The organism is Dactylococcopsis salina PCC 8305, assembly GCF_000317615.1.
Taxonomy (GTDB): Bacteria; Cyanobacteriota; Cyanobacteriia; order Cyanobacteriales; family Rubidibacteraceae; genus Halothece; species Halothece salina.
In genome coordinates this window covers 3,638,173-3,662,547 of sequence record NC_019780.1, presented here as the reverse complement: position 1 = coordinate 3,662,547, position 24,375 = coordinate 3,638,173, and the positions used below count along the sequence as shown (strand labels likewise).

Here is a 24,375-nt window from a genome sequence, read left to right as displayed (position 1 = left end):
AACAGATATCATGTGTCGATTGTATGATTGTTTACTCTTTGGAAATCGTTCTAAAGCCCGTCCCCTTTTTGAACCCTTTAAACTCTTTTCCAGCTATTCAATCTTGGTTAAAGCGAATCGAATCTCAACCGAAATCTATTGAAATTACCGATGCACGAAACTGACATGACCAAAGCCCTTATTCAAACCGTAAAAGAGTGGTGGGAAATACAGCCCAAGTTGCCCAATATTCAGAAAATTCATTTATTAGTTGGGGAGTTTACTTGTGTTGAACCCATGAGTTTAAAGTTTGCCTTTGAAGTACAAACTCAGAACACTTTTTTAGACAGTGTTGAGTTAGTAATTAACGAAATTCCTCTCCTTGCCTTTTGTCACCCTTGTCAACAAGAATATCGTCCCAAAATCGGCGAAAAATATGCTTGTCCCCATTGTCATTCACCAATGGAGGAAATTCGTTCAGGAAGGGAATTAAAAATTGATCATATCGAATACACCCAAGAAGAATCATTATAGCGCTACGCGCTAGGCAAGAGGCTTGCATGCAAGAGGCAAAAGTGAGTTATAGGTGAGTTTCAACATTTTTGAATGTCCTAACCTGATTTTGTAGCACTATAGTTTAAAAAGATGCACCAAACGTTATCCTGTTATGTTTCAAGAAGCAGACTGTTTATTAATTACTAAAATGGACTTAGCCCCTCATTTAGAAGTGAATCTCAAACAGATTGAAAATAATGTCCGAGAAATCAATCCTCACGTCACCATAATTCCAGTTTCTGGAAAGACGGGAGAAGGTTTAAATATCTGGTTGAATTGGGTTTTGCAAACAGTGGGAAAACCTAACCTTCTGGCTGAAAGTAATGTTGTTAATTTTTAAGGAGTAAGGGTGATGAAAAGACAAAACGCATTAACACAAATTAGTTTATTTTTTCTAAGTTTAGTTTTGATTGTTAGCTGTAATACAGGAAATGATTCGCCAACCGGAAGTAGTGGGAATGAAGCCAATGGTGAACCGGTGGTAATGGGATATAGTAATTGGGCAGGTTGGTGGCCCTGGGCAATTGCAGAAGAAGAAGGATTGTTTGAGAAAAATGGCGCCAATGTTAGGTTGCAATGGTTTGATGGCTATCTGGCTTCTATGGAAGCAATGGCAGCGGGACAATTAGATGCAAACTGTCAAACTTTAAACGATACGGTTTCCTTTGTTGCTGATGCAGTGAACGGTGAAGTTGTTGTGTTAGTGAACGATAATTCTGCTGGCAATGACAAAATTATCGCAGCCGAAGAAATTCGATCGATTCCCGATCTAGAAGGAAAAGACGTCGCGGTAGAAGCCGGTGTTGTTGACGATTTTCTCCTTACTTTGGCATTAGAAGAAGAGGGAATGTCCCGGAGTGACGTGAATATCGTTGATTTAGAAACCGGGGCAGCAGCTGCCGCCTTTGCTTCTGGCAAAGTGGATGCAGTGGGGGCCTTTCCTCCCTATTGGTTAACCGCCTTGAAGCGAGAAGGAAGCCATGAGTTAGTTACTTCTGCCGAGTTTCCGGGGGCAATTCCAGATTTATTAGTCACCAGTCAAGATTTAATTGATAACCGTCCGAATCAAGTCCAAGCCTTAGTGGATACTTGGTTTGATGTTTTGGAATTTATGGAAAATAACCCTGATCGGGCTGATGAAATTATGGCCCAACGCGCTGATGTCACCACGGAAGAATTACAACTCTTTAAGGAAGGAACCAAAATCTTTACCTTAGAAGAAAATTTAGAAGCCTTCAGTGAAGGGAACAACATGACTCATATGCCTTATGCTGCAGAAGAAATGGCAGCCTTTATGGTGAATGTAGGCTTTATTCCAGAAAAACCCGATCTCAGTTCTCTTTTTAATGACAGCTTTGTTAAAACCTATGCTGAAAAACAGTAAGGAAAAAGTTATGTTAAACGCATCCCAAGACAACTCTCAATATCAAGGACTTCCTCCCACAACATTTTGGCGGGTTGCTGAAGATATCCCTAAACCTCTCCAGTGGAGTCTAATGGTTATTTCCGTAGCGATTCCCCTGTCATTTTGGTGGCTGTTAGCCCGTTTCGGTGGCGTTGAGGAGGTTTTTTTACCAAGTCCTTCGCAGGTAGTTCAAGCGTTAGGGCGGCTGTGGGAAAAAGGCTATTTACTTCAAGATACAATTGCCAGTTTTTTTCGCGTCGTCGGAGGCTTTTTTTTCGCGGGATTAATTGCTGTTCCCATTGGCATCGGAATGGGGGCTTTTGCCAGTGTACGGGCCTTATTTGAACCCATCATTGGTATTTTACGTTATATGCCAGCACCAGCATTTATTCCGTTACTCATTCTTTACTTGGGAATTGGTGAAGAACCAAAAATTTTACTGATTTTTATCGGGACAATTTTTTTTAATGTCTTGATGATTATGGATGCGGTGAAATTTGTTCCCAAAGAGTTGATTGAAACCACTTACACTTTAGGAGGATTACGTTGGCAAGTGTTATTAAGTGTAATTACCCCCTATGTGATTCCCAATATTATTGATGCTTTTCGGATTAACATTGCAACTTCTTGGAATTTAGTGATTGTTGCGGAGTTAGTCGCTGCCGAACAAGGGTTAGGGAAACGAATTTTGTTGGCGCAAAAGTTTCTAAAGACTGATGAAATTTTCGCTTGTTTAATTATTTTGGGTTTAATTGGTTTTTTGATTGATTTATCCTTTCGTGGTTTGTTGAGGCTTTCCTGCAAATGGGCATTTTAGAAAACAAATTGAGGTGATTTATGCACTTAGAGATTAAGAATTTAGGTAAAGAGTTTACCACCAAACAAGGAAAAATTACTGCCCTAGACAACATTAACCTGCACGTGGAAACTGGCGAATTTGTTTGTGCAGTCGGTGCTTCGGGTTCGGGAAAATCAACATTACTAAGATTGATTGCTGGTTTAGATACGCCTAGTTCTGGAGAGATTACGGTAGATTATACACCAATTATTGGGCCAGGACGCGATCGAGGTATGGTGTTTCAACGCTACACCCTCTATCCTTGGTTGACCGTGGCAAAAAATGTGGAATTTGGTCTAAAATTACAAGGAATTGCTCCTAATAAACGGCGAGAACGAGTTTCTTACTATTTAGATGTAGTGGGATTAACTCAATTTCAGAATGCACCGCCAAAAGCCCTTTCTGGAGGTATGAAACAACGAGTTGCCATTGCTAGGGCCTTAGCTTGTCAACCGAAAATTTTGTTGATGGATGAACCCTTTGGGGCATTAGATGTACAAACCAAAGAAATCATGCAACAATTTTTATTAGAAATCTGGCAACGCACCGGTACCACTATTTTAATGATTACCCATGATGTGGAGGAAGCGGTGTTCTTATCCCAGAGAATCTATGTGTTAAGCGCCCGTCCCGGCACTGTGCAAAAAGAAGTTCAAGTTAATTTACCAACAGATCAAGAAAAAGGGCGATCCTACCATGTAAAAGCCTTATCCGACTTTCAATGGTATCGAGAAAATATCACCCAACTTTTGAGAAATAGCACGGTTGAACAAGAAGTAATGGTGAAATGAAAACAAATTTAGGCTCAATTTTAGATCAAGATAACCCTCAAAAATTTTTGCCTGCAAGTCTCTATACTGATCCGAATTTATTGCCCCTAGAAACTAAACAAATTTTTCGTAGAACTTGGCTTTATATGGGAGATGCGGATCAGTTATTCGATCGAAATAATATTTTTGTCACCGAAGTAGCAAATACCAGTATTTTACTGATTAAAACGCAGGAAAATTCCATTAATGCTTACTATAACGTTTGTCCTCATCGTGCTTCTCTCCTTTGTCCAGAATCAGGACGACATTCTGACTGGAAAATAGTCTGCCCCTATCATGCTTGGGTGTATGATCTAGAGGGAAAATTAATTGGCACACCCGCTAAAGATCGATTTCCCGAAACCTTTGCTTTAGAAGATTATCCTCTAAAATCCATTCGTTGCCAACAATGGGAAAAATTTGTTTTTATTTGCTTCGATGAAACCGCACCATCATTAGAAGCATTTTTAGGAGAGATTCCGAAAACCATTCAAGGCTATCGACAACCAGAAACCAAACAATTATTTCAACAAAATTATAAAGTCAACTGTAACTGGAAAGTTTATCACGATAATACCCTATGTGATTATCATGTTCCCATTGTTCATAAATATACCTTAAATAAAATTCAAGGATCAGTCCGCAACTATCAACATCAATTTAATCGGTATGTTAATTTACTCTACACCCCAACCACAGAACAATGGCAGAAGGATCACCCAATTCTAGATACTATTGTCTCAGAAAAAGCTCGGTATGGCTTCTTTACCTATGGCATTTTTCCCAACTTACATTTGTTAGCGTTACCGAATGGCGTTTTAGCTTGGATACGTATTGATCCTTTGACAACTGACACTTGTGAAGTCAACTTAGAAATTTATGGGATACCTAATTTTAGTCCGCTGGCAGAAACTTTAAGAGAAGAATTTGAAACGTTTATGAAAGAAGATATGGTGGTAACGGAAATGGTACAGAAAGGCTATGAAAGTGGCGGTTACGAAGCGGGAATTGCCAACCAGTTAGAAGATCGAATTTTACACCAACAACAATTAATCCGAGAGTTTTTAGTTTAAAGATCGCATCTCAATGGAAAATATTTGGCTGATTGCAGGGGGAGGAATCCTTGCAGGCTTGCTGGCTGGCTTGTTAGGCATTGGTGGTGGCACGGTTTTAGTTCCCCTGATTACTGCTTTGGGGGCGACTCCTATCCAGGCTGTGGCTACCAGTAGTTTAGCGATTATTCTTATTGCTTCTTCTGGCAGTATTCAAAATTACCGCATGGGGTATATTACCCTAAAACAGGTGTTAAGTTTAGGATTCGTTGCCATTATAACCGCTCAACTTGGGGTTTATGTGGCGAGTTTGATTCCAGATTATTTGCTGTTAATTGGTTTTGGAATTGTTTTATTAGCAAATACCGCTTTAGCCAGTTGGCGACGTAATCTCAAGAGACAAAATTTTGATCCTCAAAAGACGGAAGAAAAATCATCATGGAATCCGATTTTAGCGCAGTTGTTAACGGGAGGAAGTGCGGGTTTTTTAGCAGGATTGTTTGGTATTGGGGGCGGCACGGTTTTAGTTCCTTTACAAATGATTTTACTTGCTGAACCGATTAAGGTGGCGATTCAAAATAGTTTAGGGGTGATTGTTATTACTTCTATTTCTTCAACTGCTGGACACGCTTGGCAAGGAAATGTTTTATTTTTAGAGGGGTTTTTGTTAGGATTAGGAGGATTGATTGGCGCACAGGTTAGCACCCGTTATTTGCCTAAATTGCCCGATCGGGTGGTTGCGTTTAGTTTTTATACGATGATGTCTCTGTTTGCTTTTTATAGTTTTTGGCAAGGCTGGATGTTAATCCCCCCAAACCCCCCTTCTTAAGGGGGGCTTAATGGATCGTAACTGTAGCATCAGGTTTTCAAAATGGTATAACTAAATTTCTCTGATTTCTGTGTATTCAAAACCATTTTCACTCGGTTTGACTAAGGGATAAAACTCCCCATTAATCTCGATCGAGTCTTCCTCACAATCGGGTTTTGGAGAGAAATAAACCAAGACATATTGTTTTCCTAAAAACGGATTCATTTCCCCTTCTACCTCACCGCGCCATTGCGTTTTTGTTACTAACACCACCAACTGATTCGCAATTTTGGGAATCGCTTTTGCCACTTGACGGCGGTAAATTTCATCTAAACTCCCAAAAGGAGAATCCATTACCATCGGAAACGTGCTACTATCAGGGGCAATGAGCGCATTATTGGCACTCCAATTGCGAACTCGATCGATAATTCCGCCAATTAAAGAAAGGCTTAAAATTTGATTTTCTCCAGTGGAAGGGGCGACCAATTGTTCGTTTCCCGTTGTTTTTTCCACGAGACTTAACTCATAATTTTGATCCAATTTCGGTAAATAAGGCGTAAAAGAAATACTAGCAAAGATTTCCTGAACTTTCTCCTCTAACGTCACCCGAAAACGGCGTTCAATTTCTGCTTTTAGTTCTTTAATACAGTTAATCGCTGTTTCCGTTGCTTCTCGTCTGCGTTGGACTAATTGCTGTTTTTTCTCCTTACTTTGTTCCTGATTTAATTGTTGATTCAGTCTTTCTAACTCCTCGGTTTTCTGTTGATATTCAATGTCATTCCGACCTTTTTCCAACAATAAATCTTCTAATTCCTTCTCGGTAACATCCAACTCTTTTTGTAAGCGTTTAATCTCCTGATCTGGATACTCTCGCAACTGCTTTTTAACTTTTTCTAATTCCGCTTCTAAATTCGCTAATTTTTCTCTTAATTCTGTAATCTGTTCTAAACTTTCATCAACTGTTTCCCAAAACTGAAGCGCCTGTTTTTCTAATGCTTGAGTTTGCGTATGTAAGCGAATTAACGCCTCTTCTACATCAGCACTTCCCGCTTTATCCATCCAATTTTTAACCTGATCATGGGGAAGTGTTCCTGGTATTAATTCTGTTCCACAAATACAACGCTGTTGATTTAATAATTCTTCTACAAACGGTTTTTTTATACCAGTAGGAAGTTTCTGCGTTGCTTCAAACTCTTCAAATAAACTAGAACATTGTGTGGCTAAACTCGCCATGAAAACTGTGTAACCTTGACTGGAAATTGTTTGTTTAACTTTGTCATGCAAACGAACTAATTGTTCTCTCGTTGTTTCATAGTCTCTTGTTAAATTTGCTTTTATTTTTTGTAAATTCTCTGCACCTCTTAAGGTGAGTAATTGCTCTCCTAATTCTTGTTTTAAAACTTGCTTTTCTTCAATTCCTTGATTAATTTTAATCTGCTTCTCTTGAAGGGTCTCGATTTCTTGTTCTAATTTTTGTTTTCGCTTTAATATTTTTTTGGTTTGAATATCTCCGACTTTTCTTAACTCTTCTTCCAGACTACGACGAGCATTTTTAAGATGTTCGGCGGCGCGTTCAAAAATTTTAATTCCTAGTAATTCTTTGGTTGCTTCCGTGAGTCCTGTCTTTTTTTGATAACGAATTAGATGATCAATTCGTTCCCCATCAAAGAAAAAATATTGATGTAAACTTACTGGTAAAATGCGCCCAATAATATCATCAGGCTGTTCTAAAGGGGGTCGCCAACAGCCATCATCCCCCGCAACTAGCATAAATAATTTACTTTCTTCGTTTTCGATCGTTTCTTGATCCTGATTTTTGGTGGCATAGCAACGCCGTTTTAACTGATAGGAATGATGTTCATGTTCAAAACTCAATTCTACAAAATATTCAACTGATTTCCCTGGAATTGCTTCTTGAATTGCTCTTTTATTAACCAAAGATTCCCAGTTAGAAAAGGCAGCGGTAAACTGTTCGTAAAGCACCCATGTAAACGCATTAAGAAGTGTGGTTTTTCCAGCCCCATTATTACCATGAATAACGGTTGTATTAAATTTTTCCCCTGCGAGTTGAATTTCTGGGGTGATTCCATAAAATTGACGAAAGTTGCAGAGTTTGATTGATTTTAACCTCATTGCACAACGTCTTTAATAATGTTGAGGACATCTTCATTAATGTTACGAGGCGCTTTCTGGGATAGCTTCTTTTTTTCTAGCTGCAAGACTTGAGTAACGATTTCCTGAACGTCTGGAGAAAACTGCTCAATATGGTTTTGGAGATAGTTTTCAGGGTTGGATTCCGATTGATTCATTTCAATTTCGCTCGATCGGTTTTCATCTTTTTTACTATAGTGCCACGTTTTCTCGATGTTGGGTTTCACCTCACCGACGCTGTTGGGTTTCACCCAACCTACGTTTAATCTGTTGGGTTTCACACAACCTACGTTTTCTGTTGGGTTTCACCCAACCTACGTTTAATCTGTTGGGTTTCGCTTCACTCCACCCAACCTACGTTTAATTTGTTGGGTTTCGCTTCACTCCACCCAACCTACGTTTTCTGTTGGGTTTCACCCAACCTACAGCTTAGGATGCTATTGAGCATCAAGGATAAAACAAATACAGCCTAACGTAAATAAAATACAGCCGATGAGATAAAAAGAAGAACTGAAGGTCAATTCTTCTAAGGTTAATCCGATCGCGTCAAAGGTAAAAAAACTGCTACCGAGTAAAAAAAGCCAACTTCCCCAACGATAATAATTCATAGAACTTAGGGAAATTAACTAACAACCGATAGAGATTGTTTCGACAAAACTTGTTGATAATAGTCTCGTAATTGTTGAGTCGCAGCCCCCCATCCCCAACGTTCTGCTTCCTGACGGGCTTTTTCCCGTAATAATTCCCGTTCTGATTGCGTCTCTAAAAGGCGTTTCGTCGCTGTTACCGCTCCTTTCGGGTCTTTCGGATCAAATAAATAACCATTCTCCCCATCTGTCACAATATCAGGAATGCCGCCCGATCGAGCCGCTACCACTGGACATCCTGCTGCCATTGCTTCTAATAACACTAAACCTAACGTTTCCGTCCGTGAGGGAAAAATAAACGCATCCGCCGAAGCATACGCCGCGCCGAGGGTTTCTCCTTCTAAATAGCCCACAAAATGGGTAGAAGTATCAGCAAAATGCTTTTCTAGGGTTTCTCGGTTCGGTCCATCACCAACAATTGCCAATCTCGCTTGGGGAATCGCTTCTAAAACGGGTTTTATCTCATCGATCTGTTTTTCTGCGGAAACACGCCCCACATAAAGCAATAACGGATCATCAGGATGTCCTTGAGACAAATATTCTCGCATTTCCAGAGAGCGTAACTGGGGACGAAATAACTCTGTATCTACTCCTCTTTGCCATAAAGCGACCCGTTCAATCCCATGATCGCTCAACTCCTCCATCATCGCCGTAGAAGTGCATAAATTTAATTCCGCTTGATTATGAGCTGCCTTTAACAATTCCCATAACACCCCTTCCAATGCTCCCATCCCATAATGTTGAAGATACTGGGGAAGATGAGTATGATAAGAGGCAATTAAGGGTAGTCCCATCATTTTGGCGTAATAAAGTCCAGCCAACCCTAACACCGCAGGATTAACAATATGAATGAGATCAGGTTGAAACGCTTCTAAGGTTTCACCAATTGCGGGACGAGGAAAGGCAAGTTTTAATTCTGGATACAAGGGTAATGGCATTCCAGACACTCCATAAACTCTTGCGCCTTTATATTCGGTAATCCCCCCATCAGGAGCAACCACTAAAACTTGATCTCCCCCCTGTTGTAGGTGATTAATGGTGTGACGCAAACGGGTGACAATGCCATCAACTTTCGGTAAAAAGGTTTCGGTAAACAGGGCAATACGCATAACTTCTACAATCAGGACACAATGAATCGGAGTGGTTAATCATTCCTGATTGTAAAACGCCGTTGACCGATTGCACCAAAAAAAAATCGGTGGGCATTGCCCACCTGAGAATAACGAGGAATCAACTTAGTCTTGAGTTTGACGCTGTTTTTGCAAACGTCTTTTTTGAGCGGCAATTACGCCTTTACTGACGGGGAAACCTGCTACAGGAATCACTTGCAATTCTCGTTCTGCTTCCAGTGCTTTCAATTCGGTATAGTCAACCCAGTGGATACAATTCACAGGACAAGTATCAATTGCCTCTTGAATCACTTCTTCTGGGTCGCCATCTTGACGAATTGCTCGCGCTCGTCCATGATCAGGTTCGATGTAAAAGGTGTTTTGGGCGGTATGAGCGCAATGTTTACAGCCAATGCAGGTTAACTCATCCACATAAACGCCTTTTTCCCGAAATTGTCCTCCTAATTCGGGTTCGTAGCCTGATCGATCGGGATTATGGCGTAAGATGCCCCCCAATTCGGGTTCTAAACCAGAACGGTTGACTTTTTCTGTATCAGACATTACGCACTCCAGCGTTGAACAACAAGGCGCAGTGAACCATCTTCGTTTTTCTGTTCTTCGGCAACTTGAAACCCTTGTTGGGATGTGGCATTCATTACGGTGTGGTAAGCATAACGTTGGCTAACTTGGTTGAGAAAACCGTTAACGGTTAAGGGGTGTTGCCAATATTGTAAGTCTGCTACCAGTTCGTATTCTGTACCATTCCAACGAAAACCGATATCATATTGGTTTTCCTGTTCGATGACGACTTCCGCATTATGGGTTTGCCCTTGATAACCGCGAACTGTCGCTGGACCGGGTTTCCAGTTGATTTTGAGATCGTCTAAAGCGGCTTGTAAAGAAGAGAGATTCCGAATTTGCGTTTTAATTTGGCTAAAGTGTGACATGGGTTTTTAGTCTCCGCATCAATTTACTTAACTTTAACAAAACATATGTTTCTTATAAAAAATTTACCAAGAATTTTTTGCAGCTTGTGTCTGGTTGGTGGTGGAATCAATGGTATTTTGGGCAAAGTATTCGGAAGTTTGCTCAGTGGAAACGACTCGCCCTAATTGCGCTTCGATCGTTGCTGTGACTTCCTGACAGGAGTTGCCAATGATCCCTGTAACTTTTTCCTCGACTCGTCCGTCGGGATGGATAATAAATTCTAGGGTTTCCATGCTCATAGGCTTTTGCTAATTAAGGGGTGATAATAAACTGGGCGTAAATATATTATTGAGATTTCAATGGTTAAGCATTGATTTTTCTAATGATTTATGATTCAATGCTCGATCGCCCTGATATATTGTTAGTTTGGCTTAAGTTCTAGGAAAGCGTCAAGGCGCAAAACCTTCGTCGCTCGATTGCGCTACACTTTCTCTCTGGAGGTGCTTTAAATTTGTAGCGACATGAGAAGTTATCCCCCCTAACCCCCCTTTGTAAGGCAGGGCTGTTTCATTCTTTTAAAATTAAGGGAGGTAGGGAGATGGGGGAGACAAGGGAGATGGGGGAGATGGGGGAGATTTCAGGACTCTTTTTTCTTATGAAAAAGCCAAAAAGTAGGAAAAACGTCTCGATCGAACGTACCGTAAGAGGTTCAGGCGATCGCTTTCGATTTTAACACCGAGAATGAAACAGCCCTGCCCTTTGTAAGGGGGGAATTAGTTATCCTCCCTAATCTGTCTGGGAAAGGAGAATTAGTTATCCTCCCTAATCTGTCTGGGAAAGGGGAATTAGTTATCCTCCCTAATCTGTCTGGGAAAGGGGGGAATTAGTTATCCTCCCTAATCTGTCTGGGAAAGGGGGGGATCATGGAAATGGTGTAAATAACAGACAAAATATTAAGGAAAAAGAGAAAGCATGAAAATTGGTATCTTAGGGTTTGGTGGTTTAGGACAAGCCGCAGCACACCTGTTACAACCAAAACAAGAAATGCAGTGGGTTGCAGTTGCCGATCAAAACGGTTATGCTTATCAACCCGAAGGATTAGAAATTAAACCCTGTTTACAAGCCTATAAAACGGGATCAGTGGGATATCTGGAAACAGGAGGCACACTTTCCGAAACCAGTATCCGTGATTTAATTGCACAGTATCCCGTAGATGGCTACTTTCTCGCGCTTCCTAATTTACCGAATACGTTTATGGCTTCGGTGGTAAAAGAATTTATTGATGCGGGTTGGCAAGGGGTTTTAGTGGATGCCTTGAAGCGCACCAGTGCGATGGAAGAAATACTAGGAATGAGAGAGGCACTAGAAACCGCAGGAATTACTTATTTAACGGGTTGTGGGGCAACCCCTGGCTTGTTAACCGCCGCCGCTTCAATTGCTGCCCAGAGTTATGCTGAAATCCATGAAGTAAAAATTACCTTTGGTGTCGGAATTGCCAACTGGGAAGCGTACCGTGCAACAATCCGAGAAGATATCGCTCATTTGCCAGGTTATACAGTGGAACAAGCCAAAGCCATGAGTGATCAGGAAGTAGCGGCGTTGTTAGATGAAACCGATGGACTCTTGAAACTGGAAAACATGGAACACGCCGATGATCTGATGTTGGAATTAGCAGGAATTTGTGAGCGCGATCGGGTTTCTGTGGGCGGCGTTGTCGATACTCGTAACGCGGAAAAACCCTTAAGTACCAACGTCCAAGTTACTGGACGCACCTTTGAGGGAAAAATCTCCACTCATACCTTTACCCTCGGTAACGAGACTAGCATGGCAGCGAATGTTTGTGGCACAGCCTTCGGTTATCTGAAAGCTGGAAGCGAGTTTCACCAACGCGGTTGGTATAGCGTAATGACAGCAGCGGAAGTAATGCCGAAATTTGTGCGTTAACCATCCTCAAACCGACTGGTCACTGAAAAACGAAGGATATCCTAGAAGGCAGGGTTCTTTTCATTCTCCCCCATCTCCCTTGATTTCAAAAGAAAGAATGAAACAGCCCTGCCCCAGGAGGGGATGTTAGGCTAGGATTGGATAAGCAAGAAATTTGAGCCTATCTCATTCAAAATAGAAGCGAGTAGCAGTTTTTAGGCTGTAACCGCTTCTTAAAAATTAGTTTCACCTTCAACGCCAAAGAGGATAAAAATCGTGGTCGCAACACCAGAAAAAATTCAACAAACTAGCCAAATCAATACTAATGGCGACGATCGAGTCGCTGTCTTATTAATGGGTTATGGTGAAGTAGAAAGTTATGATGACTTCGCCAACTATAACGAACAAGCGCTGAACTTACTCACCGCAAAATTTGCCCCCGTTCCCACTTGGATGTATCCTCCCGTTGCGAAATTACTAGCAATGTTTGACTTACACGAATGGAGTCATCAACACGGTAATTTTATCTCTCCTCATAATAAAATTTTTGAAGCGCAACGGGAAGGAATCGAACAAGAACTCAGAAAAAACTGGGGAGAAAAAGTTTCGGTTTTCAAGGCATTTAACTTCTGTAAACCCTATCTTCCGAACCAAGTATTAGCGCAAATTAAAGAACAGGGATACAACAAAATTTTAATTTATCCCTTATTAGTTGTAGATTCAATTTTTACCAGTGGAATTGCTGTTGAACAAGTCAACGAAGCACTACGGGAACTCAATTCTGGGGAAGAACAGTGGGTAACTGGAATGCGTTATATTCCCTCTTTCTACAATCAACCTGACTATATTAACCTCATGGCGCGGTTAGTAGAAGAAAAAATCCAAAGTGAGTTATCCGATGCTTATCTCCCCTCGGAAATTGGCATTGTTTTAATGAATCATGGTTGTCCTCACGAAGCCAAAGGATTTACCTCTGGAATTATGGAAAGTGAAGCACTTTATGAAAGTGTCAGAGAACAATTAATTAACAAATATCCTTTGATTTCTGTGGGTTGGTTAAACCACGATACTCCTCTTATTGAATGGACACAGCCTAACGCCGATTTAGCAGCAAAAAATATCATTGAATTGGGCGCTAAAGCAGTGGTAATGATGCCCATTGGTTTTGCCACTGAAAATCACGAAACGATTTTAGATGTTGACCATATTATCCACGATGTAAAACGCAAGTATAAAGATGTAAACTTTGTGCAAATGGCTTGCGCGAATGATCATCCTGAGTTTTTGAAAATGGCGGCAAATTGGGCAGATGAACAGATTGAAGCCTTACTTTCAGAAACAGTGACTGTGGTTAATCCTCAGTTAGCCCAAGAAAAGGCAACTCATGGTCATAGTCATGATCATAGCCATGATCACGACGGACATCATCACCATCATCATTAGATTGATACGAATGGAGATGTTTGATGGAACATCTTGACATTATTATGGTGGGCAATGCCCACCCTACTTTCGATGGGATAACAGAGAAAAATATGATATGATGTTTGATCCTTGCTTGTTCATGCAAGCCGTACTGTCCAAAAGGAAAATCATCATGTTAAACAATTACGAGACCATGTTCATCATTCGTCCTGATCTAGCTGAAGATCAGGTGTCGCAGGAAGTCAATAAGTATCAAGACTTTCTGAAAGAGCGCGACGTAGAAGATTTAACCATCCGTAATCACGGCAAAAAAAGACTCGCTTACAAAATTGATAAACATCAGGATGGAATTTATGTCCAGATGAATTATCGAGTGGATGGTGAGGTGATTAAGGCATTACAAAGACAAATGCGTCTTTCAGAAAATGTAATTCGTTTTCTCACTCTGACGGTAGAAGAGATTCCCCCAGCACCCGCAGAAGGTGAAACCACTCCTCTAGCTGCCGCCCAACCAGAACGAGTGTCGCAGCCCAAACCAGAATTAAAAACGAATACAACCCCTGCTGCAACAGAGGAAACAGGGGAAGTTGCTGAGGAAGTGGTAACAGCGACAGCAGAAGAGGAGACTCCAGAAACAGAAGAAACCGCACAGTAAATTTTGCCCCCCTACCCCCCAACTTTGGGGGGAGTTGATTCATATAGTCTCCTAGAGGGATTTATATCAAGTTCGGGTAATTGCTTAGAATTGGTGTTGGGTTTCGCCTCACTACACTAGGGCTTACTGTTTATCATTGATTGAGTGAACCTGATATTAGGGGCAAAGTCCCCCAGAATTGGGGGATTTAGGGGGCAAAGTCCCCCAGAATTGGGGGATTTAGGGGGCAAAGTCCCCCAGAGGGATTTATATCAAGTTCGGGTAATTGCTTAGAATTGGTGTTGGGTTTCGCTTCACTCCACTAGAGCCTACTGTTTATCATTGATTGAGTGAACCTGATATTAGGGGCAAAGTCCCCCAGAATTGGGGGATTTAGGGGGCAAAGTCCCCCAGAATTGGGGGATTTAGGGGGCAAAATCCCCCAGGGGGATTTAGGGGGCAAAATCCCCCAGAGGGATTTAGGGGGCAAAGTCCCCCAGGGGGATTTAGGGGGCAAAGTCCCCCAGGGGGATTTATATCAAGTTCGGGTAATTGCTTAGAATTGGTGTTGGGTTTCGCCTCACTACACTAGGGCCTACTGTTTATATAAGTTAAACCCTGTAAAATGATACAGGTAGAGCGAGGATTTTATTTGAGCAATGAGTAAGTTTGTTTTCGTCACTGGCGGGGTAGTTTCAAGTATTGGTAAAGGTATTGTCGCGGCGAGTTTGGGACGGCTGTTTAAGTCTCGTGATTACTCGGTATCAATTTTGAAACTTGACCCCTATCTTAATGTTGACCCTGGAACCATGAGTCCGTTTCAGCATGGAGAAGTGTTCGTTACTGATGATGGGGCGGAAACAGACTTGGATTTAGGTCACTATGAACGGTTTACGGATACTTCGATGTCACGCCTCAATAGTGTCACTACTGGCTCGATTTATCAGGCGGTGATCAATAAAGAGCGTCGAGGGGATTACGAAGGGGGAACGGTACAAGTCATCCCCCATATTACTCAAGAAATTAAAGAGCGCATCCATCGGGTGGCAAAAAATACTAACCCAGATGTGGTGATTACGGAAGTGGGGGGAACGGTTGGTGATATTGAATCGTTACCTTTTTTAGAGGCAATTCGACAGTTTCGGAAAGAGGTGGGGCGGAATAATGTGCTTTATATGCACGTGACATTATTGCCTTGGATTGCTTCGGCTGGTGAGATGAAAACGAAGCCGACACAGCATTCGGTGAAAGAGTTACGATCGATCGGGATTCAGCCAGATGTGTTGATTTGTCGCTGCGATCGACCCCTAGAAGAGAATTTGAAGGATAAGTTATCAGAATTTTGTGATGTGCCGATGGAGTCAGTGATTACAGCACAAGACGCAACCAGCATTTACGAAGTGCCTTTAATTCTAGAAAAAGAAGGACTAGCACAGCAAACCCTAGAATTATTACAGTTAGAACAACGACAGCCAGACTTGCGCCAGTGGCAAACCCTGGTAGAAAATATGGCAAGTCCGAAGCAAGGGATTGAGATCGCGATCGTGGGCAAATACATTCAATTAAGCGATGCTTATCTCTCTCTTGTTGAGGCACTCCGTCACGCCGCGATCGCGCAGGGGAGTGAAATTAAACTCCGTTGGGTTAACGCCGAAAAAGTGGAACAAACCAATCCCGAAACCTATCTCAAAGATGTCAGTGGCATCATTGTTCCGGGTGGGTTTGGCATTCGAGGAATTGAAGGGAAAATTCAAGCGGTGGCATATGCTCGCACTGAAAATATTCCTTTTCTCGGACTCTGTTTAGGAATGCACTGTGCAGTTGTGGAATGGGCGCGAAATATTGCCAAGCTCGATCGAGCCAGTAGTGCCGAATTTAATCTCGATACCCCAAACCCTGTCATTAACCTACTTCCAGAACAACAAGATGTGGTTGACTTAGGGGGAACAATGCGACTGGGGTTATATCCTTCGCGCTTAAATGTAGAAAGTCACGCCTACAGCTTTTATCAAGAGGAAGTGATTTACGAGCGCCATCGTCACCGTTACGAGTTTAATAACGCTTATCGGAGTCTTTTCCTAGAAAATGGTTATGCCATTGGCGGCACTTCTCTGGATGGGCGTTTAGTGGAAATGATCGAACGCAGCGATCACGCCTTCTTTATCGCCACTCAATTCCATCCTGAGTTTCGATCGCGCCCCAACCAGCCTCATCCGCTCTTTTTAGGATTTATAGAAGCTGCCATGAAACACCATTCCTTCGAGGTTGTACCTTCAGTGTCGAAAAAAGCCGTGCAGGAAATGCAGGTAGGAATGGGCGGTAACATTCCCGCAGAAGTGATTTCTAACTAGGTACTATCCTTGGGGGATGAAAATGTTGATGAAGTATGAATTAATTATTTATTGGAGTGAGGAGGATTGCGCTTTTATTGTAGAAGTTCCTGAATTGCCTGGTTGTATGGCTGATGGAAGCAGCTATCTGGAAGCGGTTGCAAATGCTGAGGTAGTTATTCAAGAATGGATTGAGACAGCCAGAGAGTTAGGATGGCCGATCCCAGAAGCGAAAGGGCGTTTAACTTATAGCTGAAATCTGAAAGAAATCTAGAAAAGTAGGTTGGGTGAAGTTTACGAAACCCAACACATCCCCCCTAACCCCCCTTTGAAAGGGGGGAATATGCGGAGGGAGTTATTTCCTAATACAACTATTACTTGACATTAGCTGACATAGTTTAACTTTTTGGAAAAGTTCGCTCGCTTGTTGACATTAATGGTTTAGGTCTTTTAGAATTAAGGAATAATTTGGATTGACTTGTGTGTCAGTGATGCTCATCAGAAGCTCGATTCTGACCGCTAAAGGAAAAACCAATTTGACGAAGCTCTGAGGAAAATCCTTAAGGCGTTGTGGGACACCACCGTACTTTCCGAAGTACGCTATGACTGCTTTACTTTTACATTTAATATCGAGTATTGTCCAGTCTTGAAGTGTCAGTAATCTTTAGATAAAAGTAGGTTGGGTGGAGTTTACGAAACCCAACAAGATTTGTCATTGGGTAGAGACGTTCCATGGAACGTCTCCACGCGAAACCCAACACCAATTATCAATTACCCGAACCTGATATAATTCGGGTTTTAGCAGTAGGGCATCATAAACATAGCCCTCAGTATTGGTTTGAGCGAGTCATTAAAACTTTCTCACTGGTCAACTCTTCAACATTCTTCAAAACCATCATCGCCCCTGCGGCTTTCAACTGTGCGGAATACTGTTCTATCCTTTGTCTAGAGGCTGCGCTAACATGAGGAGGCAACACACCCACCGCAAACCAAGCGCGATCGGGTCGTACCATTCTCGCATTGACAATCGTCTGCATATCAGCGACTGTATCCCCCACATAAAATACTGGTAAACTTTCCTCTGTATATAACTGTTCCACCGTTGCGAATAAACCTGTTGGATCAGGTTTTCCAGGCGCATCTTCCATCGCGAATAAAACTGGAGAAAGTAACCCTAACCGTCTTTGCAAAACATACGCCGCAGAATCTCGCGTCGCGCCACTAAAAAACCCCCAGAGAATCTTCTGTTCAGTCAGACTGTCTAAATAATCCTTACTCATCAAAAGCGGTTCATCCGCAATATAACCATCCCAGCGTTCGGGATCATTGCCAAAATAACGAGACTGAAAAAACGCCACTAACTCTGTATAATCAACTTCTAGATTCCTTCTCGACTGACCTTGAGCCTCAAAATAGCGATAAACTAATTCTCGTGACGCTTCCCAATCATTATTCCAAATCCCTTCCCCTTTGAGATCATCAATTTCATCGGGGGTGGGACGATAAGCACCATTGGTTAACTGTTCTACAGTATCAGCAAGCGCACGTCGATAAGACCCCGCAACATCGCGCACGACACCATCGATATCAAAAACTACGATCGCCTGTGGTGATGACATGAATAATATCCGTTAGAATAAAGGACTGTACAATTAGCAAGAATGGTTTAACGCAATGGAATCTATGGAAGCGGTGGAAGTGTCCACTGAGAATCGTTTTGTCTTAAAAGTTCTCTGGTTAGATGATAATGTCGCTGTAGCAGTGGATCACGTAGTGGGTAAAGGAAACAGCCCTTTAACCGCTTATTTCTTTTGGCCCCGTAATGATGCTTGGGAACAATTAAAAGAAGAATTGGAATCCAAAACTTGGATTACAGAAGAAGAAAAAATTGATCTGCTCAACCAAGCCACAGAAGTTATTAATTATTGGCAAGAAAACATCAAACATACCCCCATGGTTGATGCTCAACAACATTTTCCCAACATTATCTTCGCTGGTAGCAATTAATATTAACCAGTCACCAGTTACCAACCCCAACAAGGTTTTCCTGTAGCTGTGACAGTTTTGACTGTTTTCTCGCTACTGGTTACTGGTCACTGGTTACTGATCACTGTTTAATCGGGTGCTTTTCCCGTTGCGGCTTGTAAGCGCGATCGAGCTTTCTTCAGACTTTGAGTCGCCTGAATAATCTCTTGGCGGTTATCACTTCCTTGAGCCTTTTCCAAACGAGTTTTTGCTTCCTCGTAAGTTTCACGAGCCTTTTCCGAGTTGATATTATCGCCCCGTTCTGCACTATTGACTAAGATCGTCACTTGATTTTCTTCCACCTCTGCAAAGCCGCCAGCAACGGCAATACTGAGCCAATCTTTTTGGGGACGTAACCGCATTACGCCAATATCCAACGCACTCAACAGAGGAGCGTGACCACTTAAAATTCCTAATTGTCCAGTGGTACTCGGTAAAACCACCTCTTCCGCTGCTGAATCCCAGACCGTATTGTCTGGAGTAATGACACGCACATTTAAACTCATATTATTTAATCAACTGATTGAGAAATTTACTGTCTGGGGAGAGGGGGAGCAGTCCCCTCCATTTCCCAGAATGTCTCGCTGTGATTACTGCTCTTCTTTCATTTTCTGGGCTTTTTCGATCGCTTCCTCGATATTACCGACTAAATAGAAGGCTTGTTCAGGAAGATCATCTAATTCTCCAGAAAGAATGCGTTGGAAACCTTTAATCGTCTCCTCAAGGGTGACATATTTTCCAGGTGCGCCAGTAAAGATTTCCGCCACAAAGAAAGGCTGGGACAAGAAACGTTCAATTTTACGAGCGCGGTCAACAGTTAAGCGGTCTTCTTCCGACAACTCATCCAAACCAAGAATCGCAATAATATCTTGCAACTCTTTATAACGCTGTAACGTCGCTTGTACCTCACGAGCGGTATCATAATGTTCATCCCCAACGATGTCGGGTTGGAGCATCGTCGAACTCGAATCAAGGGGATCAACCGCAGGATAAATTCCTTTTGACGCTAACGCCCGTGACAGTACCGTTGTTGCATCCAAGTGAGCAAACGTGGTCGCTGGTGCGGGGTCAGTCAAGTCATCCGCAGGAACGTAAACCGCTTGAATGGAGGTAATCGAACCTTCTTTGGTGGAAGTAATCCGTTCTTGTAAATCTCCCATGTCCGTGCCGAGAGTAGGCTGATATCCCACCGCCGAGGGCATCCGTCCTAACAGCGCCGATACTTCCATCCCCGCTTGTACAAAGCGGAAAATGTTATCAACAAAGAGTAGCACGTCTTGTTTACCGATATCACGGAAGTATTCTGCCATAGTCAGCGCGGTTAAACCCACTCGCATTCTTGCACCGGGTGGTTCATTCATTTGACCGTAAACCAGAGCCACTTTCGACTGAGTTAAGTCGTCGGCGTTAATCACATTAGAATCGACCATTTCACTGTAAAGGTCGTTTCCTTCGCGGGTGCGTTCTCCCACACCGCCAAACACCGACACACCGCCATGAGCTTTAGCAATGTTGTTAATTAACTCCATGATGATCACGGTTTTACCCACACCAGCACCACCAAATAAACCTGTTTTCCCACCGCGTCGATAGGGGGCGATGAGGTCAATGACTTTAATGCCAGTTTCAAAAATGGAGGGTTTTGTTTCGAGATCGGTTAGTTGGGGAATGGGACGGTGAATGGGGAATTGGTCGTCAGAATTGACGGGTCCTTTTTGATCAACGGGTTCACCTAAAACGTTGAAAATCCGTCCCAGTGTTGCTTTACCAACGGGAACGCTGATCGGCGCACCCGTATCAACAGCATCCATGCCACGAACTAAGCCATCTGTTCCACTCATGGCAACTGAGCGCACCACTCGATCGCCGAGGAGTTGTTGCACTTCGCAAGTAACAGCGACATCGTTTCCAGCCTGATTTTTGCCTTCAATGCGTAAAGCGTTATAAATCTCAGGTAATTCCCCTGTGGGAAATTCCACGTCAACCACCGGACCAATCACCTGCACGATCCGACCGACGCTTGTTTTTGTTGTAGTGCTAACCATGCTTGACAAGCCTTGTTTCTATTAATTTACTATCTTTATCTACTGTATGGGAATTTGGGACTTTCGACACAGTTACTGCATGATGGGTTTAATGCTTGTTACCGTTTTTAGACTTTCCTCCCTGGCTTCGCCTTGGGACGAGTAGGAATGACTTAATCCCAAAATCCTCTAGGAGATTCTATCATGTTGATGAACTATAGCAATCCCAAATGAATTGTAAATTTGATTGCCCCCCAAACCCCCCAAGTGTGGGGGGCTTCCATGAGTCAACTTTTTACATAAGATAGAGAACTGCTATATTGGGGGGCTTACGGGAATATCTCTCGATCGGTTTAAAATGTGAAGGCAATGATGTAATTCTTAATTATTATTTTTCGTGGAAACTACTTATCAACTCAAACATTATTTGGAAATTGCAACGGAAGCGGCTCTCAGTGCGGGGGCGGTGTTACGCTCTTATTGGGGAAATCTCAGCGCAGTGGAGGAAAAGGGACGATCGGGGGATTTAGTCACTAATGCCGATCGCGCTTCGGAAGCGGTGATTTTAGAAATCATCCAGCGTCATTTTCCTGATCATAGTATTCTTGCGGAAGAATCGGGACAATCGGGAAACGCAGAAGGGAAATATCTCTGGGCGATCGACCCCTTAGATGGAACGACGAATTATGCTCACCAATATCCCGTTTATGCGGTTTCCATTGCTCTCTTGATTGACGGAACACCAGAAGTAGGAGTGATTTACGACCCCGATCGAGATGAGCTTTTTCGGGCGGCGAGGGGATGCGGTGCAACTTGTAACCGTCGCTCAATTCAGGTTTCTTCTACTCCTAATCTCGATCAGAGTTTATTAGTAACAGGTTTCGCTTACGATCGACGTACAACAAGAGATAATAACTATGCCGAATTTTGTTATCTAACCCATCTGACACAAGGAGTGCGTCGTGGGGGATCAGCCGCTTTAGATTTAGCCGCCGTCGCCAGTGGGCGAGTTGATGGTTACTGGGAACGCGGTTTATCGCCTTGGGATATGGCAGCAGGAATGATTTTAGTCGAAGAAGCGGGAGGGAAAATTAGTGCTTATGATGGAAATAAGGTTAATTTAGCCACAGGAAGAATTATTGCGACGAACTCAGTTCTCCATAATCAGTTGAGTCTCGCCTTGAGTCAAACCCCTTCTCTCGAAAACTTCACCTCGGAGCAAATTCTTTAAAAGGGAGAAAGTTCCCCAGATATCACTCGAAAATTCTTAGATTTTATTGTCTTAATTTGTTGTCTTAAAAATAGTAGGAGTGTCCGATGCTAAAAATTCCACCGATTAAATGTGGACTATTTCAATTTAGCCTCACTGATTATCATGCAATTTTAGGTGTTCCCATTGGTGCATCTCCTGAAGAAATTCGGAAGCGGTATCTGAAAATTAATCATATCCTTTTTCCTGATGTTAGGGATTTAAACACCCAAGAAGAGGAAGATTTAGCGGATCAATTGTTGTCTCAATTAGTGAATCCATCTTATGAGAATTTAGTGAAAGATGAAGCGGCTCGTCAAGAACATTTATTACTTTTAAGGCAAATTAGAGAGCGTATTGTTTCGCAGGGAAAACCTAGAATTAAAAGTAAAGTAGCTCAACAGTTAGCTGAAGCAGCAACCAGTGGGAATCTCGAATCACTCTATAAAAAATACTTAGCATCGATCGCTAAAAAAGAATATAAAGAACTCGATAAAACTTTACGGAGAATTGCTTTAATTAGTGAATTTAATCTAGTTTATTTAGGATTAAAAAAGAAAATTGTTCAACCGAAGAAAACAACCGTTAATTCGGGAAAAAGTGCTAAAACGACTCAAGAAAAGACAGAAATTAATCAATCAGAAAAAGCAACTGAGGAGCAAACTTCTCCACAAGATAAACTTGCTAAATATGTCGAGCCTTATCTGCGTCGAGGACAACAACTCATTAATAAAGAAGATTATACTAAAGCAATTATGGAATTGCGAGAAGCGCTACAACTTGATCCAAAAAATAGTCAAGCGCACACGCTTTTAGGATTAGCGTATGTTAAACAAAGTCAATTAGGAATGGCAAAAGTTCATATTAATAAAGCGCTACAACTTGATCCGAAAAATAAAATGGCATTAGAAGGAAAACAAGTTTTAGCGAAACTCATTGAACAAGGAAAAGGAACAGATAGTGGTTCTGGAAATCAATCAAATCGTCGAGGCGGATTATTTGGCGGACTTTTTGGGAAAAAGAACAATTAATCACGGTAGGTTGGGTGAAGAGAAAACGTAACCCAACAATCACGGTAGGTTCGGTGAAGAGAAGCGTAACCCAACAATCACGGTAGGTTCGGTGAAGAGAAGCGCAACCCAACAATCACGGTAGGTTCGGTGAAGAGAAAACGTAACCCAACAATCACGGTAGGTTCGGTGAAGAGAAAACGTAACCCAACAACAAAGGTAATACCATTTTGGAAAAGTCAAGTTACAGTAAATCCCCCCTAACCCCCCTTTGAAAGGGGGGAACAATGAGTTGGTGTGTAGCGCCAATTATTCACGCATGGTATAAATTGGGTGAAGAGAAAACGCAACCCAACAATCACGGTAGGTTCGGTGAAGAGAAAACGTAACCCAACAACAAAGGTTTAGTCACTGATTGGTGTTGGGTTTCGTAAACTCCACCCAACCTACGTTTTATATTAAGGGAAATTAACTCGATCGAGCGAGAGATTTTGGTTGAGTTTGATGACGAGGAATTTCGTATTCCATAAAATCATAAGCTAAACAAGTATTGGGAAAAATGGCTTGCGCTTCCTCTAATAAATTATGTAACTGTAACGGATTGCCAGGGGCGTAACGGGGACTAAAATGAGTCATAATCAGTTGTTTGACTTGTGCGGCTAAAGCCACTTGCGCTGCCATTGTCGAGGTCGAATGTAATCGATCGAACGCCATTTCTGCATCTTGATGGGCAAAAGTTGCCTCGTGAATCAAAACATCCGCATTTTCCGCGAGGGCGATCGCATTCTCTGTAAAAACCGTATCCGTACAATACACAAACTTCCGACCCGACTCATCAGGATCACAAAGGTCTTTTCCCGAAACGCGACGACCATTCTCCAGCGCGATCGTTTCCCCTTTTTTCAGTCTGCCATAAATCGGACCTGGCGGAATCCCCAACGCTTTTGCTTTCTCCACATTAAAACGTCCCGGACGATCTTTTTCCGTCACCGCGTACCCAAACGCAGGGATACGATGTTTAAGCGGATTACAACTAACCGTAAATTGTTCATCTTCAAAGACCACTCCAGGTTCAACAGCATGGACTTGGATACGATTCGCAAAATGGGTGTGAGAGTAGCGGATACAGGCGTTCAGATAATCTTTCAAATCGGGATGACCATAAAGATCAACTTGTCCTTTCGCACCTGCTAAACCCGTACTAGCGAGTAATCCCATTAAACCAAAAATATGATCGCCGTGCATATGAGTAATAAAAATACGGCGAATTTGAGAAGATTTGAGATCACTACGCATCAACTGATGTTGTGTCCCTTCTCCACAGTCAAACAGCCAGATTTCCGACTTTTGAGGAAGACGGAGCGCAACACTGGAAACATTGCGCGATCGAGTGGGGACACCGGAGCTTGTTCCTAAGAAAGTAATTTCCACAGTTTTGTTATTGGTTATTGGTTATTTGTTGTTTGTTGTTCGTT

The 24,375-nt window shown here is 42.3% G+C and carries 26 protein-coding genes and 2 pseudogenes; 17 read left to right on the top strand and 11 right to left on the bottom strand.

What is annotated here, in order from left to right; all coding sequences use genetic code 11:
- The first annotated feature begins 23 nt into the window (after positions 1-23).
- The 8 genes and pseudogenes from DACSA_RS22925 (at position 24) to DACSA_RS17405 (ending at position 5,467) form a co-directional block, all read left to right on the top strand.
- Positions 24-164 carry a glutathione S-transferase family protein gene (locus tag DACSA_RS22925; protein WP_015231007.1) on the top strand — a complete coding sequence of 47 codons (141 nt, stop codon included), beginning with the start codon at positions 24-26 and terminating at the stop codon, positions 162-164.
- Positions 151-513 carry a hydrogenase maturation nickel metallochaperone HypA gene (gene hypA, locus DACSA_RS17435; RefSeq protein WP_015231006.1) on the top strand — a complete coding sequence of 121 codons (363 nt, stop codon included), beginning with the start codon at positions 151-153 and terminating at the stop codon, positions 511-513. The genes DACSA_RS22925 and hypA overlap by 14 nt, the downstream gene beginning before the upstream one ends.
- 121 nt (positions 514-634) lie before the next feature.
- Positions 635-874: pseudogene (locus DACSA_RS17430) on the top strand (hydrogenase nickel incorporation protein HypB); the annotation flags it as partial.
- Between the two features lie 12 nt (positions 875-886).
- Positions 887-1,918: an ABC transporter substrate-binding protein gene (locus tag DACSA_RS17425; protein WP_015231005.1), complete on the top strand. Its 1,032-nt coding sequence runs from the start codon at positions 887-889 to the stop codon at positions 1,916-1,918.
- 10 nt (positions 1,919-1,928) lie between these two features.
- Entirely contained in the window at positions 1,929-2,756 is an 828-nt protein-coding gene (locus tag DACSA_RS17420) for an ABC transporter permease (RefSeq protein WP_015231004.1), read from the top strand.
- A 20-nt stretch (positions 2,757-2,776) separates the two neighbouring features.
- Entirely contained in the window at positions 2,777-3,568 is a 792-nt protein-coding gene (locus tag DACSA_RS17415) for an ABC transporter ATP-binding protein (protein ID WP_015231003.1), read from the top strand.
- Positions 3,565-4,659, top strand: coding sequence for an aromatic ring-hydroxylating oxygenase subunit alpha (locus tag DACSA_RS17410; RefSeq protein ID WP_015231002.1), 1,095 nt, complete (start codon positions 3,565-3,567; stop codon positions 4,657-4,659). Before DACSA_RS17415 ends, DACSA_RS17410 begins: the two co-directional genes overlap by 4 nt.
- 13 nt (positions 4,660-4,672) lie before the next feature.
- Positions 4,673-5,467 (top strand): sulfite exporter TauE/SafE family protein, encoded by a 795-nt coding sequence (locus tag DACSA_RS17405; protein WP_015231001.1) that lies wholly within the window; start codon positions 4,673-4,675, stop codon positions 5,465-5,467.
- 51 nt (positions 5,468-5,518) lie between these two features.
- Here DACSA_RS17405 and DACSA_RS17400 read toward each other — a convergent pair whose 3' ends face one another.
- The 7 genes from DACSA_RS17400 to DACSA_RS17375 form a co-directional block, all read right to left on the bottom strand.
- The gene (locus DACSA_RS17400; protein ID WP_015231000.1) at positions 5,519-7,579 is read right to left on the bottom strand and encodes an AAA family ATPase; all 2,061 of its coding nucleotides are present in this window, start codon (positions 7,577-7,579) and stop codon (positions 5,519-5,521) included.
- A complete protein-coding gene (locus tag DACSA_RS17395) occupies positions 7,576-7,878 on the bottom strand; it encodes a hypothetical protein (protein WP_015230999.1) in 303 nt (100 codons plus the stop codon). The genes DACSA_RS17400 and DACSA_RS17395 overlap by 4 nt, the downstream gene beginning before the upstream one ends.
- 156 nt (positions 7,879-8,034) lie before the next feature.
- The gene (locus DACSA_RS21805) at positions 8,035-8,205 is read right to left on the bottom strand and encodes a hypothetical protein (RefSeq protein WP_015230998.1); all 171 of its coding nucleotides are present in this window, start codon (positions 8,203-8,205) and stop codon (positions 8,035-8,037) included.
- Positions 8,206-8,219: 14 nt separating this feature from the next.
- Positions 8,220-9,353 carry a glycosyltransferase family 4 protein gene (locus DACSA_RS17390; RefSeq protein WP_015230997.1) on the bottom strand — a complete coding sequence of 378 codons (1,134 nt, stop codon included), beginning with the start codon at positions 9,351-9,353 and terminating at the stop codon, positions 8,220-8,222.
- A gap of 126 nt (positions 9,354-9,479) precedes the next feature.
- Positions 9,480-9,914, bottom strand: a complete 435-nt coding sequence (locus DACSA_RS17385; RefSeq protein WP_015230996.1) for a ferredoxin — start codon at positions 9,912-9,914, stop codon at positions 9,480-9,482.
- Positions 9,914-10,300, bottom strand: coding sequence for a DUF1257 domain-containing protein (locus tag DACSA_RS17380; protein ID WP_015230995.1), 387 nt, complete (start codon positions 10,298-10,300; stop codon positions 9,914-9,916). The genes DACSA_RS17385 and DACSA_RS17380 overlap by 1 nt, the downstream gene beginning before the upstream one ends.
- A 63-nt stretch (positions 10,301-10,363) precedes the next feature.
- Positions 10,364-10,579 (bottom strand): DUF2997 domain-containing protein, encoded by a 216-nt coding sequence (locus DACSA_RS17375; protein ID WP_015230994.1) that lies wholly within the window; start codon positions 10,577-10,579, stop codon positions 10,364-10,366.
- Positions 10,580-10,878: 299 nt separating this feature from the next.
- Here DACSA_RS17375 and DACSA_RS22685 point away from each other — a divergent pair, with 299 nt between their 5' ends.
- From DACSA_RS22685 to DACSA_RS17345, 6 genes and pseudogenes are all read left to right on the top strand, one after another.
- The gene (locus DACSA_RS22685) at positions 10,879-11,013 is read left to right on the top strand and encodes a hypothetical protein (protein WP_269544627.1); all 135 of its coding nucleotides are present in this window, start codon (positions 10,879-10,881) and stop codon (positions 11,011-11,013) included.
- A gap of 239 nt (positions 11,014-11,252) precedes the next feature.
- On the top strand, positions 11,253-12,224 hold the full coding sequence (bioU, locus tag DACSA_RS17370; RefSeq protein ID WP_015230993.1) for a (S)-8-amino-7-oxononanoate synthase BioU: 972 nt from the start codon (positions 11,253-11,255) through the stop codon (positions 12,222-12,224).
- 255 nt (positions 12,225-12,479) lie between these two features.
- Entirely contained in the window at positions 12,480-13,646 is a 1,167-nt protein-coding gene (locus DACSA_RS17365) for a ferrochelatase (protein ID WP_015230992.1), read from the top strand.
- A gap of 154 nt (positions 13,647-13,800) precedes the next feature.
- A pseudogene (rpsF, locus tag DACSA_RS18440) lies at positions 13,801-14,166 on the top strand (30S ribosomal protein S6); the annotation flags it as partial.
- Positions 14,167-14,921: 755 nt separating this feature from the next.
- A complete protein-coding gene (locus tag DACSA_RS17350) occupies positions 14,922-16,613 on the top strand; it encodes a CTP synthase (RefSeq protein WP_015230990.1) in 1,692 nt (563 codons plus the stop codon).
- Positions 16,614-16,635: 22 nt separating this feature from the next.
- On the top strand, positions 16,636-16,848 hold the full coding sequence (locus DACSA_RS17345) for a type II toxin-antitoxin system HicB family antitoxin (RefSeq protein ID WP_015230989.1): 213 nt from the start codon (positions 16,636-16,638) through the stop codon (positions 16,846-16,848).
- 571 nt (positions 16,849-17,419) lie between these two features.
- On the opposite strand, the gene DACSA_RS17340 is transcribed toward DACSA_RS17345, so the two are convergent.
- The gene (locus tag DACSA_RS17340; protein ID WP_015230988.1) at positions 17,420-18,211 is read right to left on the bottom strand and encodes a TIGR01548 family HAD-type hydrolase; all 792 of its coding nucleotides are present in this window, start codon (positions 18,209-18,211) and stop codon (positions 17,420-17,422) included.
- Positions 18,212-18,266: 55 nt separating this feature from the next.
- Here DACSA_RS17340 and DACSA_RS17335 point away from each other — a divergent pair, with 55 nt between their 5' ends.
- Positions 18,267-18,599, top strand: a complete 333-nt coding sequence (locus tag DACSA_RS17335; RefSeq protein ID WP_015230987.1) for a 30S ribosomal protein PSRP-3 — start codon at positions 18,267-18,269, stop codon at positions 18,597-18,599.
- 107 nt (positions 18,600-18,706) lie between these two features.
- Here the strand turns inward: DACSA_RS17335 and atpC are convergent, their stop codons facing one another.
- Together atpC and atpD are read right to left on the bottom strand one after the other, a co-directional pair.
- Positions 18,707-19,123, bottom strand: a complete 417-nt coding sequence (atpC, locus tag DACSA_RS17330) for an ATP synthase F1 subunit epsilon (protein WP_015230986.1) — start codon at positions 19,121-19,123, stop codon at positions 18,707-18,709.
- An 84-nt stretch (positions 19,124-19,207) separates the two neighbouring features.
- Positions 19,208-20,662 (bottom strand): F0F1 ATP synthase subunit beta, encoded by a 1,455-nt coding sequence (gene atpD, locus DACSA_RS17325; RefSeq protein ID WP_015230985.1) that lies wholly within the window; start codon positions 20,660-20,662, stop codon positions 19,208-19,210.
- A 376-nt stretch (positions 20,663-21,038) separates the two neighbouring features.
- On the opposite strand from atpD, the gene DACSA_RS17320 reads away from it, so the two are divergent.
- A complete protein-coding gene (locus DACSA_RS17320) occupies positions 21,039-21,872 on the top strand; it encodes an inositol monophosphatase family protein (protein ID WP_015230984.1) in 834 nt (277 codons plus the stop codon).
- Positions 21,873-21,958: 86 nt separating this feature from the next.
- Complete coding sequence (locus tag DACSA_RS17315) at positions 21,959-22,921, top strand: J domain-containing protein (RefSeq protein WP_015230983.1); 963 nt, start codon at positions 21,959-21,961, stop codon at positions 22,919-22,921.
- Positions 22,922-23,368: 447 nt separating this feature from the next.
- Here DACSA_RS17315 and DACSA_RS17310 read toward each other — a convergent pair whose 3' ends face one another.
- Positions 23,369-24,331 carry a ribonuclease Z gene (locus DACSA_RS17310; protein ID WP_015230982.1) on the bottom strand — a complete coding sequence of 321 codons (963 nt, stop codon included), beginning with the start codon at positions 24,329-24,331 and terminating at the stop codon, positions 23,369-23,371.
- Positions 24,332-24,375: the final 44 nt, after the last annotated feature.

Excerpts from the sequence above, each read along its gene's own strand:
- DACSA_RS22925 (WP_015231007.1), top strand. The coding sequence starts at position 24 with ATGATTGTTTACTCTTTGGAAATCGTTCTAAAGCCCGTCCCCTTTTTG.
- hypA (WP_015231006.1), top strand. The coding sequence starts at position 151 with ATGCACGAAACTGACATGACCAAAGCCCTTATTCAAACCGTAAAAGAG.
- DACSA_RS17425 (WP_015231005.1), top strand. The coding sequence starts at position 887 with ATGAAAAGACAAAACGCATTAACACAAATTAGTTTATTTTTTCTAAGT.
- DACSA_RS17420 (WP_015231004.1), top strand. The coding sequence starts at position 1,929 with ATGTTAAACGCATCCCAAGACAACTCTCAATATCAAGGACTTCCTCCC.
- DACSA_RS17415 (WP_015231003.1), top strand. The coding sequence starts at position 2,777 with ATGCACTTAGAGATTAAGAATTTAGGTAAAGAGTTTACCACCAAACAA.
- DACSA_RS17410 (WP_015231002.1), top strand. The coding sequence starts at position 3,565 with ATGAAAACAAATTTAGGCTCAATTTTAGATCAAGATAACCCTCAAAAA.
- DACSA_RS17405 (WP_015231001.1), top strand. The coding sequence starts at position 4,673 with ATGGAAAATATTTGGCTGATTGCAGGGGGAGGAATCCTTGCAGGCTTG.
- DACSA_RS17400 (WP_015231000.1), bottom strand. The coding sequence starts at position 7,579 with ATGAGGTTAAAATCAATCAAACTCTGCAACTTTCGTCAATTTTATGGA.
- DACSA_RS21805 (WP_015230998.1), bottom strand. The coding sequence starts at position 8,205 with ATGAATTATTATCGTTGGGGAAGTTGGCTTTTTTTACTCGGTAGCAGT.
- DACSA_RS17390 (WP_015230997.1), bottom strand. The coding sequence starts at position 9,353 with ATGCGTATTGCCCTGTTTACCGAAACCTTTTTACCGAAAGTTGATGGC.
- DACSA_RS17385 (WP_015230996.1), bottom strand. The coding sequence starts at position 9,914 with ATGTCTGATACAGAAAAAGTCAACCGTTCTGGTTTAGAACCCGAATTG.
- DACSA_RS17380 (WP_015230995.1), bottom strand. The coding sequence starts at position 10,300 with ATGTCACACTTTAGCCAAATTAAAACGCAAATTCGGAATCTCTCTTCT.
- DACSA_RS17375 (WP_015230994.1), bottom strand. The coding sequence starts at position 10,579 with ATGAGCATGGAAACCCTAGAATTTATTATCCATCCCGACGGACGAGTC.
- DACSA_RS22685 (WP_269544627.1), top strand. The coding sequence starts at position 10,879 with ATGGGGGAGACAAGGGAGATGGGGGAGATGGGGGAGATTTCAGGACTC.
- bioU (WP_015230993.1), top strand. The coding sequence starts at position 11,253 with ATGAAAATTGGTATCTTAGGGTTTGGTGGTTTAGGACAAGCCGCAGCA.
- DACSA_RS17350 (WP_015230990.1), top strand. The coding sequence starts at position 14,922 with ATGAGTAAGTTTGTTTTCGTCACTGGCGGGGTAGTTTCAAGTATTGGT.
- DACSA_RS17345 (WP_015230989.1), top strand. The coding sequence starts at position 16,636 with ATGTTGATGAAGTATGAATTAATTATTTATTGGAGTGAGGAGGATTGC.
- DACSA_RS17340 (WP_015230988.1), bottom strand. The coding sequence starts at position 18,211 with ATGTCATCACCACAGGCGATCGTAGTTTTTGATATCGATGGTGTCGTG.
- DACSA_RS17335 (WP_015230987.1), top strand. The coding sequence starts at position 18,267 with ATGGAATCTATGGAAGCGGTGGAAGTGTCCACTGAGAATCGTTTTGTC.
- atpC (WP_015230986.1), bottom strand. The coding sequence starts at position 19,123 with ATGAGTTTAAATGTGCGTGTCATTACTCCAGACAATACGGTCTGGGAT.
- atpD (WP_015230985.1), bottom strand. The coding sequence starts at position 20,662 with ATGGTTAGCACTACAACAAAAACAAGCGTCGGTCGGATCGTGCAGGTG.
- DACSA_RS17315 (WP_015230983.1), top strand. The coding sequence starts at position 21,959 with ATGCTAAAAATTCCACCGATTAAATGTGGACTATTTCAATTTAGCCTC.